Source organism: Shinella zoogloeoides (assembly GCF_033705735.1).
In the GTDB taxonomy this organism is placed as follows: Bacteria; Pseudomonadota; Alphaproteobacteria; order Rhizobiales; family Rhizobiaceae; genus Shinella; species Shinella zoogloeoides_A.
Genome location: NZ_CP131130.1, coordinates 2,916,035 through 2,928,757 on the forward strand (window position 1 = coordinate 2,916,035; position 12,723 = coordinate 2,928,757).

General features: G+C 55.9%; 14 protein-coding genes. 5 read left to right on the forward strand and 9 right to left on the reverse strand.

Annotated features, from left to right (window positions below; translation table 11 throughout):
- Window positions 1-4: 4 nt before the first annotated feature.
- Both ShzoTeo12_RS14485 and ShzoTeo12_RS14490 read left to right on the forward strand, forming a co-directional pair.
- Window positions 5-886: a hypothetical protein gene (locus ShzoTeo12_RS14485; RefSeq protein ID WP_024896898.1), complete on the forward strand. Its 882-nt coding sequence runs from the start codon at window positions 5-7 to the stop codon at window positions 884-886.
- Window positions 876-2,198, forward strand: a complete 1,323-nt coding sequence (locus ShzoTeo12_RS14490; RefSeq protein WP_003497293.1) for a hypothetical protein — start codon at window positions 876-878, stop codon at window positions 2,196-2,198. The genes ShzoTeo12_RS14485 and ShzoTeo12_RS14490 overlap by 11 nt, the downstream gene beginning before the upstream one ends.
- A 33-nt stretch (window positions 2,199-2,231) precedes the next feature.
- Here the strand turns inward: ShzoTeo12_RS14490 and ShzoTeo12_RS14495 are convergent, their stop codons facing one another.
- The 9 genes from ShzoTeo12_RS14495 to ShzoTeo12_RS14530 all read right to left on the reverse strand — a co-directional run bounded on the left by ShzoTeo12_RS14495 (window position 2,232) and on the right by ShzoTeo12_RS14530 (window position 10,813).
- Window positions 2,232-3,116, reverse strand: coding sequence for a DUF4231 domain-containing protein (locus tag ShzoTeo12_RS14495; RefSeq protein ID WP_024896897.1), 885 nt, complete (start codon window positions 3,114-3,116; stop codon window positions 2,232-2,234).
- A 17-nt stretch (window positions 3,117-3,133) separates the two neighbouring features.
- A complete protein-coding gene (locus ShzoTeo12_RS14500) occupies window positions 3,134-3,601 on the reverse strand; it encodes a TIR domain-containing protein (protein WP_024896896.1) in 468 nt (155 codons plus the stop codon).
- Window position 3,602: 1 nt separating this feature from the next.
- Complete coding sequence (locus tag ShzoTeo12_RS14505; protein WP_024896895.1) at window positions 3,603-4,193, reverse strand: 7-cyano-7-deazaguanine synthase; 591 nt, start codon at window positions 4,191-4,193, stop codon at window positions 3,603-3,605.
- Window positions 4,190-4,897: a hypothetical protein gene (locus tag ShzoTeo12_RS14510; protein WP_024896894.1), complete on the reverse strand. Its 708-nt coding sequence runs from the start codon at window positions 4,895-4,897 to the stop codon at window positions 4,190-4,192. Before ShzoTeo12_RS14510 ends, ShzoTeo12_RS14505 begins: the two co-directional genes overlap by 4 nt.
- Window positions 4,894-6,297, reverse strand: a complete 1,404-nt coding sequence (locus ShzoTeo12_RS14515; RefSeq protein ID WP_003497299.1) for a toll/interleukin-1 receptor domain-containing protein — start codon at window positions 6,295-6,297, stop codon at window positions 4,894-4,896. Before ShzoTeo12_RS14515 ends, ShzoTeo12_RS14510 begins: the two co-directional genes overlap by 4 nt.
- Window positions 6,298-6,341: 44 nt before the next feature.
- Window positions 6,342-7,520, reverse strand: a complete 1,179-nt coding sequence (locus ShzoTeo12_RS28260) for a carbohydrate kinase family protein (RefSeq protein ID WP_003497300.1) — start codon at window positions 7,518-7,520, stop codon at window positions 6,342-6,344.
- Window positions 7,521-7,535: 15 nt separating this feature from the next.
- Complete coding sequence (locus tag ShzoTeo12_RS14520) at window positions 7,536-8,309, reverse strand: hypothetical protein (RefSeq protein WP_199777866.1); 774 nt, start codon at window positions 8,307-8,309, stop codon at window positions 7,536-7,538.
- Window positions 8,310-8,396: 87 nt separating this feature from the next.
- Window positions 8,397-8,891 (reverse strand): TIR domain-containing protein, encoded by a 495-nt coding sequence (locus ShzoTeo12_RS14525; RefSeq protein ID WP_024896892.1) that lies wholly within the window; start codon window positions 8,889-8,891, stop codon window positions 8,397-8,399.
- A gap of 518 nt (window positions 8,892-9,409) precedes the next feature.
- A complete protein-coding gene (locus ShzoTeo12_RS14530; protein ID WP_003497302.1) occupies window positions 9,410-10,813 on the reverse strand; it encodes a tyrosine-type recombinase/integrase in 1,404 nt (467 codons plus the stop codon).
- Between the two features lie 464 nt (window positions 10,814-11,277).
- On the opposite strand from ShzoTeo12_RS14530, the gene ShzoTeo12_RS14535 reads away from it, so the two are divergent.
- From ShzoTeo12_RS14535 to ShzoTeo12_RS14540, 3 genes are all read left to right on the forward strand, one after another.
- Window positions 11,278-11,694, forward strand: a complete 417-nt coding sequence (locus ShzoTeo12_RS14535) for a hypothetical protein (protein ID WP_318910133.1) — start codon at window positions 11,278-11,280, stop codon at window positions 11,692-11,694.
- Window positions 11,695-12,219: 525 nt separating this feature from the next.
- Complete coding sequence (locus ShzoTeo12_RS28265) at window positions 12,220-12,375, forward strand: helix-turn-helix transcriptional regulator (protein ID WP_413251152.1); 156 nt, start codon at window positions 12,220-12,222, stop codon at window positions 12,373-12,375.
- A gap of 83 nt (window positions 12,376-12,458) precedes the next feature.
- On the forward strand, window positions 12,459-12,719 hold the full coding sequence (locus ShzoTeo12_RS14540; RefSeq protein ID WP_318910134.1) for a hypothetical protein: 261 nt from the start codon (window positions 12,459-12,461) through the stop codon (window positions 12,717-12,719).
- Window positions 12,720-12,723 lie beyond the last annotated feature (4 nt).

The following is a 12,723-nucleotide window of genomic DNA, read 5'->3' on the forward strand; positions in this document are numbered from 1 at the left end:
TAGGGTGTCGAGCTATTTTACGGATCGTGAATATGGGGCACGCCCTGCAACAATCGATGTCATTGGTGACCGTCTGTGGGCGGGTCTTTTCACCTTGATCGAGACGAGGATTGGCGATGGCTCGTTTGGCTTTCGCTTTCCGGAACAGTGCCCCGACGGGAATGGTCCGTGCGGATGTGACGTCCAAGCCTTCAGCCGGGTGCTGGGCGCCGAGGTGCCGTGGATCGAATGGCCGTTCTCTGTGAACGAAGTGCCCGATACGCCGGTGATCCTCGATCTGCTCGAGTTTTGCGCCAGCGCCGTCGGCGAGCCGATTCAAGGCAGTTATCATTCCTACTTCGGTCACCATCACTTGAGCTGGAACCGGGACGGCGGCCTTGCTCGGTTCGTAGCCGACGTAAACCTCCTGTTTCGCCGGAACGCGATTGCGTATGAACTCACATCGAGCGGACAGGCCCGCCGGCTTCTCCCACAGCCGGTCGCCGATGTTCTCGGTTGGGCGATGTTTCATACCGGTGATGCGGAGACGGACCGCCTGCTCGAAGCCGCTCGCCAACGGTTTCTATCGCCCAAACCTGAAGACAGGCAGGACGCGCTGGAGAAACTGTGGGATGCCTTTGAACGGCTGAAGACACTGGAACCCGGCGCCAACAAGCGCGCTCAGGCCGAAGCGATGCTGGACCGTGTCGCCACGCCGGACTCTGGATTCCGGGAAGCCCTTGGGCGGGAGGCCGCTGAGCTGACCTCCATAGGGAACAGCTTTCGCATTCGTCATTCCGAGACGACCCAAGAAACCCTGACCTCTCTGGATCAGGTGGATTATCTGTTTACGCGGATGTTTGCATTTGTGCGTGTGATCCTGAGAGGGACCGGGCGTGGCGGATGATCTTTATCGGCTTATCTTCGGAATTCTGCACGGGATGAGCCACGCCCAAATGAGTCAGGAGCCGGGGCTGGTCGCTGGGCTGGTCGTGCCGGCACCAGAGGGCTTCTCAAAACGGCAGCGTATCGAACTTGCGCTCGAAAACCTCACGCAGGCGGACTTGGCTCGACTGGCGCTCAAATTCGCTGCTGCTCGCAGCGACATCCCGCTTGATGAGGCGGGCCGCAAGGTGCTTGAGGCTGATGATCCACCGCTGACGCAGATCACACGACGAGACGTCGCGCGGATTCTCGGCAACGACCTCGCCGGCGAGCGTAGCACCGTGGAGGTCGTCGAGAGCTACTTCCCGCTTTCCTCACCATTCGAAGCCCTTTTTGGCAGCAAAGGCCAGAGCCTGCGCGACCGCATCGCCCGGCACATGGATCACAATCCCGGCGATTGGTCGGTCGAACAACTGTTTGGAGAAATCGGGGCCTTCGATTGTTCCAGGGCCAGGTTCGGCGCCTTGCTCGAACAAGCTGTTCACCCCCTTTCCCGATCAGGTGATGAGCAGACGAAGACAGTCGAAGCGTTGAACAGGGTGCTCGCGCGGGATGGATATGAGCTTGCGCAGGATGGCGAGGTATCCGGCCATCCGCTTTTCAGTTTCCGCTCTCTGGTGCGGGGGGTTGGCGGCCGGCCGAAAAACCTGATCTTTGCGTCACGAGGACCGAAGCCGGAAATCGGCTTCGCCGATGCGATCAACAACGACATCGTCATTCTGTCCGGCGAAGAGAGCTGCCTGATCTACGACCGGCCGATCAGCGCGAGCGGCCTTCTGTGGTCGGAACTCGTTTCCTGGTGGGGCGACGTTACGCCCGGTGCTGATGCCGCAAGACTCGGAGCGCGTCTCCAGGAATCCCTGGCCTCGGATGCGGAACGCAAGCTTTTCGCGGCCTACTTCAAGGCTTATCGGTCTACCCTCGGCGAGGCGCTGCCCGCGCTGCTGCCGCAGGTCTACCTTCACTATGATCCTGCCGTCGTAAAAACCCTGCGTCACCGGCTTCCATTGCCGCGTCAACGCATGGACTTCCTGCTTCTGTTACCCAGCCGTCAGCGCGTCGTGATTGAGGTCGACGGTAAGCACCATTTCTCGGAAAACGACCTTCCTTCATTGAAGGTCTATGCCGATATGGTGTCGGCCGACCGCGAGCTGCGCCTTGCGGGATATGAGGTCTATCGGTTCGGTGCAAATGAACTGGTCGGTGACGGCGCCGAAGCGAAGATCAAGGATTTCTTCGACAAACTTTTTCGCCTGCATCGCATTCGCCAATGAACTCACTCGCTGATCGGTTGGCGTATGATCAAATCAGGGCGCATTCTCGATCTGGCGGGCAACCCATTGGGTATGTTCACGAGAGAACGCTCGCTCGGCTTCATTTACGAAGGCAGAAAACTTCTCTTCGCTGTCAATCGTGCCAAGCCGCGTCTGCAAGATGCCGATCTCGTGGGCGGTGAGGCTGTAGGCAGAAGCGAGTTCGTTGAATTTCTTCAGTTGGATCCAACCTATGGCGGAAGACGCTATCACCAGCAAAGGTTCGGTTGGCCAAATCATCCATGGTGGATCATGGCGGATTCGGAGGAGAGCTAAAGCGATTGCGGCACCTTGAACGAGGACGCATATCAATATCCATAGGCGAAAACGCTGCCTATTCCAGGTAACCTTTGCTACATACCATTCGCGTTGGTCCGTAATCCGGTCAGTATTATATCGTTGAACACGCTCTGCGAGAGGCAGAGCACGAACCGCATTCATTTCGTTGGTGATCTGATCGCCGGTTACCGGCCGACGGCTTATCGAGTCGCGGACGTGGCTGTTGGCATCCAGAATCGCCCTCAGAAACTCCGAGAATTTCTCTGCTACTGTTGAGAGTTTCGGGGCATCTTCGAATGGCTCAGCTCGCATCATGTAACGCCAGGTTGATGTCTTGATCGACTCCGCCAGCGCTCGGCACCCGTACCACTCTTTCTCAGGTTTTTGGACTGCCATATATAGTAGGAGACCCGTAGAGGCGGCCAGAACTAACGCATAAGCGATGTATAGATCAGGAGACGCTCCAAACCAAATAGAGATCGTCGCTGCGACAGTGAGCAGAAGGTACTGCAGCCGAATAAGCCTTAGATAGGTGGACTGGGCATCGGCGGCGGAGCCGTCTGCCGAGCGGTACAGGGCGGGAAAACTATCAGGCGTCATATCGACGGATCTCCGGGCTATTTCAGTTCAGCGGCCAATTGATTCCACTGGACGACTTTCACGCCGTGCTTCGCCACCCAAGGCGGATTTTGCCGTGGGGCGCCCCCCTTGGGGTGAACCGCCACCACCTTTTTCCCAAGAGCGAGGCTGGTCTCCACTTCCCAAGTCACCCAACGGCTTTGCGCAGTATTGTCGGAGATGTAGACGACACAAACAGATGAGCGCTCTATCCGCTCGCTGATCTTTTGTTTGATATATTCTGCGCGTTCGCTGTCGTAGGGCTCGCGAACAGAATGATCGTTGAACTCGATATCACTGTTCTCGTTCTTCGCATGCGCGCGCAGAAGATTGACCTCGTCCATATCTTCGGTTGCAAAACTGATAAAGACATTTCGTTTGCCGCCCTGAAGCGCCGCCTTGGCTTTCTCCTCCAGGGACCGAATGTCGCCTAACCTGCTCCAGCTCCCGCTACTCCCGCCGCCCATATCAGACCCCCTCAGCCTTGAATTCATTACATGCTATGCACGCTCCACAAGGTGTTTCACCCCCGAGATGACAGGAATAAGTGCCCTCGATGCCTTTAAGCGTCGCGAGTTCGATGACTTCCTGCTTGTGGAACGACGAGAGCGGTGCAAGGACCTTTATTTCACGCCCCATGCTCCTTGCGATCATTGCCTCCGCCTCCTGCAAGAACGCCGATGTCTGGTCAGGAAACAGGCTGGTTTCCTCATGGAGGAGTCCAATCGATATCGCATCGGCGTCGCGCTGAAATGCGTAGGCTGCTGCTACAAGCAGAAAGAGGAGATTTCGACCAGGAGTAAACGCATCCTCCAGCACTCGCTGGTTCGGGTCCGTCAACCCGGACTTAATGAGGCGGCCATAGCCCGACAGGTCGGCCACCTCCAAATCTGGTAGCTGCAACTTGGCCATCGCTGACCGGCAAGCCGCGTGCTCTCGATCGCGGGATCGCTGCCCATAGTCGATGAAAATCGGATATTGCTGAATCCCTTCCTCTTTTGCGAGGTAGGCGACCAGCGTGGAATCAAGCCCACCGGAAACGAGAGTGACAATGCTCATGCTAACGCGCGCTCCGTATCTTGAGAACCCGCAACCCGCATCACTATCCAGATCGCCCAATCCATAAGGCCGACTGCAAATCCGAGCCTATTTGCATGTGAAATCAGTTTATCTTCTTGCATGTGATAGTGTGAAAGCTTCGAGATGGCTCGGCCGGCCCCTGTGTAGAGTCCAATAATCGTCATGTAGTTCAATACGTGGCGATCCAGGACTGCGAGATCGTAGCTGATACCTGCGTTACGCAGGAACATACTCGCCTGCTTTGGCCCGATTCCAGCTACGTTCGACACAAGCCACGAGCGAGCGGTTGCCGCATCTCCGAAGGCATGCACGAGTGAGCACAGGTCCCCGCTTTCCTGCGAGACCGATTCGCGCGCAGAGGCCAATTGCATCGACTTTGATCGAGGAAAGCGATAATTTCGAAGGCTGCCGTTCACCAGTACAGGTTGACGGAGAACCCCGAGGATTTCATCGGCGAGTTCGGCCCGGGGTGCCGATGTGTTGAGGAGAAGCTGCCGTTTATCCAAAGCATCGGCGGTGGCTACGGCAAGCCCATACGGTACTTGACTGCTGAGCAGGCAGCATGAGAGTTCCCACCAGAGATTTCGCTCGTCAAGCGCACTCTGAGAGCGCTTAGCCCGCTCTTCAATCTCCGGGCATATTGCGGCAACGGCGTGCTCCAGCCTGGCAGCATCGTTTCTCATCTGAACAAATCCGGCATTTGATCCCTAAGTTGTTTTGAATTGGATTGGCCCAACAGGCCGACGGCAAATGCTTCTAAGCGATTTGTTGAAGCGGCAGCCTGCAAGTCGTGGGTTAGCTCCCGATAGTAGTCCAAATTATGGAAGGCAACTTTACCTGCGTAGTCTATATTATCGTCGGAGAGCGCAGAAACAGTGATGGCCGAAGCCGCCATCTGCGCCTGGTATGCGAAAAAATCGAAATGTTGGTAGTGATTTAATCTGTGCTGCTGTCGGTCAACGGCAACCCGGCACCACTCTAACCCATCGAAGCTGTCTGCTCCAGCTGCCGTTAGGATCGCTATACTCCATGGATTTCCCGTACCCAAGAGATGGATCGGCTGATAAAAGGATAAGCGATCAAGCTCGTTCCGGACGCGCCTCATGGTCTGTGCGCGCTGGATCAGCCCTCGGCCCAACTCGCGCTCCGCCAGCGCGATCATCGGTGGCTGGAGCTGGTCGGCGACATCCCGCACGACCTCGGGGAGAATAGTAAGATCGTACCCTTTCGACCTAGTGGCGGGAGCATGAATGATTGGAAGGACGGGGGCTTTGGTGAACTTCCTGTCTCGTTCGACCGCTGCAATGACTTGCCCAACCGCACGCTTTCTGTCCCTCGACGGATCCATCTCGTCGAAGCAATACACCCAATCGTGTGAAATCCCTTCCAGCGCCAATTCGAAATCTTGGGGCTTCCAGCTGTCGTCGTCGCGTCGCGTCGCTTCATAATTGCCTGAATCGACGAGGACAAATCCGCCTTGCGCGCGGATACGCTTCAGCTCCTGCTGGATACCTCGAGGGCGGCGGGGTGGAAACAGGTCGTAGGCGGAGACAAGGACCGTCGATGTACCGAAGAGACGAAGAGCCTTAAGAGCTTCGAGAGGAACGAGTTGTGTCTCGTGTGATGACACGGAGAGGAACAAGCTCGGAAGGGGGACTCTACCCGCAGCGATGGCTGATGGGCGGGTTGGCGCCATCCTCGGCGGGACGACAGTCGAAATCTTGCGCATCAGGTGCTGGATACCAGGATGATCGTCTTCTCCGGTCCAGCCCAGAAGATCAACCGCACTATAGCCGTTAAAGCCGTACGGCGCATTTGTCGGAATGATCTTAGCGGGAATAATCGGAATATTATATTGCTCAGCTAAGCGGAGTTCGTCCTTTACATTACTCTTGTCCTTAGCTGTCGGCGACCAGAGCGGAACGACGCATTTTGTATTCTGGATTTCACGTTCGATCACGGTCGAGAAGTCGCCGACGATTTTATCGTCCCACCAAACATCCCATCGGGTTGAAAGTGTTTTTACTAATCTCTCCGCCTGTCCGACATCTTCTCGTGAATAGACTATGTAGACGTCTGACATACGTAATTACTCCCCCCAGAGTAGTGAATCAGAAGTCTCACAAATTATGCGTCGCCGCAACTGTCTAGGCTACGGCAAGATGCACGAGGCCAGGCAGCTCGGTACAAAGACGAGGCGAAGTCGGGAACAATCGTAACGCCGAGATCGGAGAGTGCAGCGATATCGGACCGCTGCTCCTCGTCCAGTATTACAATATTTTGGTGAGATCGCGTTGCGCAGAGTCGTCGAATTTCCGTTGTGCTCAATCCGTCCGCCACTAGAAGTGAAGGTGCATTTTCGAGGAATGAATCTGGGACCTCATCGAGTTGAGGTGAGAGCACTTCAACACCAAGCTCTTTCAGGCGGAAGCGCGCCTCCTCAAGCGTATACCGCCTTCCGATTGTAGATGTTGAGCCATGCAGAACAATCCGGTTTGGTGCCTGCCCTGTTATGGGCTCGCGGCTACTGAGCAAGTCGGTTTGCACCGGAAGGGTCATTGTCTCACAGTAGGCGGACACCGATCGGGAGGCGAGGTCCGCGGCTTCGGCCGCGGAAGTTCCGGCTTCGCCCCAATGATATGCAAACACGGCACTGAAGACATCCCCTGTTCCGATCTTGAAGACCCGAGATGAATAATATGCGGGAATGGTATTAGGTTCGGCATGACGCTCAAAGACGGTGACCCCCCGCACCCCTCTTTTTACGACTATCACAGTCACCCGATCGCCATGCGACATGGCTTTCGCGGCGGCAGTCGCCAAGTCGGTGCAACCCGCATAGCGGCAGAGCTCTAGCTCATTCATAACCAAAGCAAGCCGTTTCGCTGTCGAGCCATTGGCTCCAAATGGCTCAGGACGGACAGCTGTCTGAGGATCGTAAATCGCGCGGACAGCGTGCACGATGGCAGATCCTTCCAGGAACCCGAATCTCAGGACCACATCTCCCGAAACATGTATCGGAGGCTGCTGAGGAAATGACCCAGGTCGCGGCTCGATGTGTGGTTGAGACAGTGGGTGGAAGTACGCAAATGCGATCGCAATATCGGAATGGGTGCGGGATAGCCGCACACCGAGGTCCGACAGTTCGTCCGCTCCCGGGCTGCTCTCGTCCCGTGCATAGGTGTGAAGAGTGCTCCCTGGCGAAAGAGCACTGACGGCTGCCGCCGCGCGCCCGCCCGAGCCAAACTGTGCGTTCCACTTCGGCGTTTCGCACAATTCGCGATATAGTCCACCTGCGATTTGCATGATGCATACGTCCAGCTAATGGCCGATGATTGTCTGCATGCGGGCTAGTAGCGTCGCGGACAACTCGGCCCGACCTTGGTCGTTGTTGAGGTAGCGCACATATCGGAGATGGCGCAGGTCGAACGGGATATCGTGATCGCTTTGTGCAATGAGGATGACCTCTCGACCTAAGGTGTGTGCAATCCCGGCTTCGTAAAATACATTCGGATTTCGACCTGAGCAGTCACAGATCACGATGCGCGAACGATCAATCAGGGAAACGACATCCTGAATAATTGACGCATTCTCCCAGATGTCGTCCGCCCGTCGGCAACGAAGTCCGACACCTTGAGCAGCGTTTCGGATAGCATCAAAAACAGGATTAAACGCCGCATCGAAGGGCATCATGGCGGATGCAAGATGGGGGTCTAAATTCTCATGCTCGGCCAATGGGAAGACCGTTGGCCGCTGTCGCCGGGGGCGTACCTGGCGAAGTAAAAAGCGGTACAAGTCGACCTCTTTCACGGCCCAATGGTTGCGAGAGAATTCGAAATCTCGGGGCATGTCCAGTTCAGCCCGGCTATCATAAAGCAGCGAGTTTGTTAGGGGAGGAACGTCGGGGTCAAAGCTTACCTCGAGTGAGACTTCGCCCCCTACGATGCGCGCCCGGTTTATCTGCCCGACATACGCGGACTCATCGCCGGTCCCCTCTTCGCAGAAGAGACAAGGCAGAGCCGTAAGTTTGTCCAGAAGTGGCGTATTGTTCAATCTGAATAGTTCGGCGATATGCGCTTCCGTATATTCGAACATCCGGCCGATCGGCACAGTGACTCTTCCCGATGGCCAATCAGCATTAAACATCAAAAGATTGAAAATCGACGTCCCCTCCGCGTTAAATTACAGGCCCCAGCTACGATACTGATCCGTGCCGTAGTGCCGTGCTCCCCCGGCCCTTTCGGTGCGGCTCAAATGTTGGAATTCAGTTGGCCAATGTCTTATAGCATGTTCTATGGCCTTCAGTTTGAATGGTACGTGTACAACACAATGATCCCTAATGATCGGCGGGCACAAACTGTCCTGTACGCGGCTTTCATTGAGGTTGACGGCAATAATCGGCAGATCCAAGCTCAACGCGAGTTCTAGCTCCCACCTTACAAAGCGGAAAAGATTCTTGGTCGAGTTTCCAATCAACACCATAACTGCTGTCGATTGTCGCATTCGCTCCCGCAATTTCGATTTTACGTAATCCTCATTCTGAGCACGCGACGTCATGTTGTCGAGATCATGAGAGTCCACGAACTGGAACGGTATTCTGGGGTTGGCATGCCACCCCCGGACATACCGGTAAGCCCATTGGTCGTTATCGCCATCGAAAACGACGTAAGTCGACATTTTCCGTTCCCCCCAAGACTACTTAACGCTGAACCCGATCTACAAAACTCAGAAGCTTCCTTCGCCGCGTGCGAACCCCAACGCGATTCAGAACTCTCGGTCAAAGGCTCGAATCTCATCCTCGAAGGAAGAGTGAGCGTGCCCCTCCAAGAGACATAGCCTCAAACCTATGTTCGATTAAGAGGGAGAATGCGCGGTGCTTCCGGAGAAGCGGTCGTCGAACGTCGGCAGCTTTCCGCCCAGGCATCAAGGTCGCCGACCGCGTACCGGACGTAGCGTCCGAACTTGTAGAATGCCGGCCCCGTATCGAGAGATCGGTAGCATTCGAGCGTATGGGCATCGAGCGCCAGATATCTTGCCGCTGCGTCTGTATCGACAAAGCGGACGGGGCCAGCATCTTCCACGTAGACCGCGCGCGCGAGGAGGTCTGCGGACGGCCATTTTGCTCGGTTGTTAGGTCGCGACATGACGCACCTCCGTTCGTGCTTCGGCAGGGATCGATGTGAAACGGGGCGCGCTCATCGCGTTGCCTCCCTGTTTTCATCATGTCGGGCGCCGGGCGGGGTGGCGCGATTGGCCCCGTTGCGATGGCGGAATGGCCGATAGTTTCCGACCTTGGTGCGCGACGAATACTTGCCGTCTTCCAGGCCGGGAGGCGGCGACGCGGGCTCGGCAACGTCCGCTGTTTCCAGCGCGGCGCCGACCTCGATCTCGACCTCTGTCGACGGTTCCTCAGCGACCGGGGCTTCGGCGCCGACGACGATGCGCCTGCGCGCGGCGACCGCATCCGCAGCCATGCGCACCGGGTCTTCCTCGTTGTGAACGTAGCGCATGAACATGGTGACGGTCTTATGCGCCGTGAGCGCCATACCGACCTTCAATGGCACGCCCGAGTTCGCGATATCGGTTGCGGCGCGATGGCGGATGCCGTGCGTACCGACATGGGGGACGCCCGCTCGGGCAAGGATGCGCCGCCATCCGTGTTGATAGGTATTGTCCGTCATCGGCTTCGAGGGATCGAAGATCGACGGGCACACATAGGGCGACGTCTCGAAGCGCGGAGCCTTGCTGAGCAGCCGGTGAGCCTCGTCGCTGAGAGGCTTCGTCATTCCTCCCGTCTTGCTGTCAGGCCAGGTCACGCGCCGGCGTTCGAGGTCGATCCAGGCCCATTCGAGCGTAAGCACCTCGGACTTGCGCGCCGCCAGCTCGAACTGGAGCCGGATGGCGAGGGTGATGAAGGGATGCTCCAGGCCCTCCCGGTCCGAGCGGTCGAGATAGGCGAAGAGCTTGCGCATCTCCTCGTCGGTGATGAACCGGGTCGATCCGTTCTCCGCGAATTTCTGGACGTGCCTGCACGGATTGGAGCCGTCTGGCCGATATCCCCACAGTTCGGCGAGGTTGAACATCTTCCGAAGGGCAGCGAGCGTTCGATTGGCGTTCACCGGCCGGTCGGCCATGCCGGTCATCAATTCCGAGATGTGGGCGCGGGTGACTTCATGAGCCTTGTAGCGGCCCAGGCGCGGAAGGATGTGGTTCTTGATGTTCAGTTCGTTCGTCGCGACGGTGGAGGGCTTGTTGTGAAGCTTCGAGTGCTCCTCGATGAACTTGGTGCACAGCTCCTTCATGGTCGGTGCTGCGCGCGCGGCTGTCTTCTCCGCGCACGGGTCGCGTCCATAACGAACCTCCGCGAGCCAGTCCTGTGCCAGGTTGCGGGCCTGATCGACGGTGAGTTCTCCGAATCGACCTAGCGCGGGCTTCCGGCGGACGCCGGAATTGGTCACGTAGGCGAGCATGAAGATCTTGCCGCCGAACGGTGTGACTTTCAGCATGAAGCCCGGTACGATCGTATCGCGGAGTTCGTATTCGCGCTCCTTCGGGCGCGCGGCGTCCACAGCCGTCTTGGTGAGTTTGATTTTGGCCATCAGAGGTCTCCAAACACGTTAGTCGTAGGAGTCGCGCGAGGGTGTCTAGGAGCACGATTCCCGGCTATTGCCGGCAAGTATGGAGAAGTTTGAAGCCTACGATGGTCAAGCTAAATCATTGATCGTAGTAGGTTTTCGCGCTTTTACTTGCAATCGGCGGTGTTTAGAATATCGTCCTTTGGGCCGCTCAAAATCGAGTTCCGAAAGGAGTGCTGGTTCGATTCCGGCATGGGGCACCATATTTCTTAGAAAAGCGCAATAATTTCAAGAAGATAGCACTCTGACTGAGGGCGCCATCCCCTTTTTATCCCCCATTGACAATGTGCTACCTGCGCACTTTCTCGAAGCCGCGCACTTCCCTACAAGGGAGTGACGAACCATCGAGCAACCCGCGTCGACTCACCGTATTTCCAATATCCATTCTGGAATACGGACATGAATCAAACGCTTTAGCAGGTAGCAACTTGTCCGATCAGAAGCCTATTACATCTGTCCGAGTTCAACTGAAAAAACCAAAATCAGAGAAGGCCCTTCGCGCTGAACGTGTCCGGGAGTGGGAGCTCCGCGAGGGCCGATCCTTTGAAGACACCGTTGCTCACATGATCGCCATTACTCTGGCGTGTTTTGGGGAAAACCCTAAGCATTTTTCTCGTGAGATCGAACGAGCACAAAGAAATTTTGAGTTTTTCTTAAACCAAATTCAAATGGGCATGAGCGACAGCCTGCATGAATGTATAGATCGAGAACTTGGATATTCAGATTCAATACGAAAAGTTGATGCCGAAGAATGGAAAGAATACTATAATATTCTTATGAAAATAGATAAATTGCTTGGTAGAATTCCAAAAAAAGAAACTAGCAATTATCTCCAATCATCTTGAGAATTACGGCTATGCCAATCTCACAAAGATCGTTCGCCCATCGATCAGAAGAAGTAGAATAACGTCACTAAACTGGAAGAGGCGTTATGAACTGCGCGGAAGCAAACGAACGCCAGTATCCACATTGGCATTGGCACTATTCGACAATTTAGAATGGCGACTGAATTGTAATCTTGCACGCTCTTTTGCTATAGCGCCATCGAAGGAGGAGCTTAAGCGCCATCCGGAGCGCAAATCCGTCCACGATTTTGTCGGCCTCGGCGCAAAACTTATTTTTCGGGTAGTGTGCACCGTAAAACCCAATGCAGTGATAGATACCGTTCAAAGCGCGCTAAAGGCCATGCCCTCTCAAAAGTCCGAGAAATAACACCAATTTGACGTTTTTTTGCCGATCCAGATGTTGTGGCATCAGGCCCATTTTTGTTGTGAATAGGGGGTCCCAGCAACAACGGGACACACTATGACACAGGCATCAATGAAACTCTCCGACTGCTGCGCGTGCGGCAGATCGTCAAGCCGGACGGCATGCTTCCCATTTGCCGTTCCACTTTCTACCAAATGGTGAATCGTGGCCTTATTTCCGAGGGCATTCGCCTCGGTGCACGTACCCGTGTTTGGCGGGCTTCCGAAATCGCTAACCTGATCAATGGCCTCGAAAGCAAGGCAGGTGGCGATGTCTAAGCTGAAGCTGAACCTTCGCGGGACTTTCACGTCCCGCCCCTTCGTGAAGGCTGCCGGAATACGTCCGTGCGGAGGCCAGAACGATGGCTAAGAAATCGGATAATCCGAAAACTAACGAGGCCGCATTGTCCACTGTCGAAGCCATAAACATGCTTCGCGCCGACTACGCAGCCGCAGATAAGGCACACCGCAAGCGTGTGCGAGCAAACATCTGTGAAGCGTACGAACTGGGTTTGCAACTCAAGAAGAGCCCGCGCATGCCCGCCGGAGCCTCGACTGAGGTGAGCGTTATAACAATGGCGCCACCGGTACTCGGACAGGAGTATGCCCCCGATACCGTTTAAGGCA

Coding starts and splice junctions, on each gene's coding strand:
- ShzoTeo12_RS28260 (WP_003497300.1), bottom strand. CDS start 7,520: ATGCAAATCGCAGGTGGACTATATCGCGAATTGTGCGAAACGCCGAAG.
- ShzoTeo12_RS14520 (WP_199777866.1), bottom strand. CDS start 8,309: ATGTTCGAATATACGGAAGCGCATATCGCCGAACTATTCAGATTGAAC.
- ShzoTeo12_RS14495 (WP_024896897.1), bottom strand. CDS start 3,116: ATGACGCCTGATAGTTTTCCCGCCCTGTACCGCTCGGCAGACGGCTCC.
- ShzoTeo12_RS14510 (WP_024896894.1), bottom strand. CDS start 4,897: ATGAGAAACGATGCTGCCAGGCTGGAGCACGCCGTTGCCGCAATATGC.
- ShzoTeo12_RS14515 (WP_003497299.1), bottom strand. CDS start 6,297: ATGTCAGACGTCTACATAGTCTATTCACGAGAAGATGTCGGACAGGCG.
- ShzoTeo12_RS14525 (WP_024896892.1), bottom strand. CDS start 8,891: ATGTCGACTTACGTCGTTTTCGATGGCGATAACGACCAATGGGCTTAC.
- ShzoTeo12_RS14500 (WP_024896896.1), bottom strand. CDS start 3,601: ATGGGCGGCGGGAGTAGCGGGAGCTGGAGCAGGTTAGGCGACATTCGG.
- ShzoTeo12_RS28265 (WP_413251152.1), top strand. CDS start 12,220: ATGCTTCCCATTTGCCGTTCCACTTTCTACCAAATGGTGAATCGTGGC.
- ShzoTeo12_RS14540 (WP_318910134.1), top strand. CDS start 12,459: ATGGCTAAGAAATCGGATAATCCGAAAACTAACGAGGCCGCATTGTCC.
- ShzoTeo12_RS14530 (WP_003497302.1), bottom strand. CDS start 10,813: ATGGCCAAAATCAAACTCACCAAGACGGCTGTGGACGCCGCGCGCCCG.
- ShzoTeo12_RS14505 (WP_024896895.1), bottom strand. CDS start 4,193: ATGAGCATTGTCACTCTCGTTTCCGGTGGGCTTGATTCCACGCTGGTC.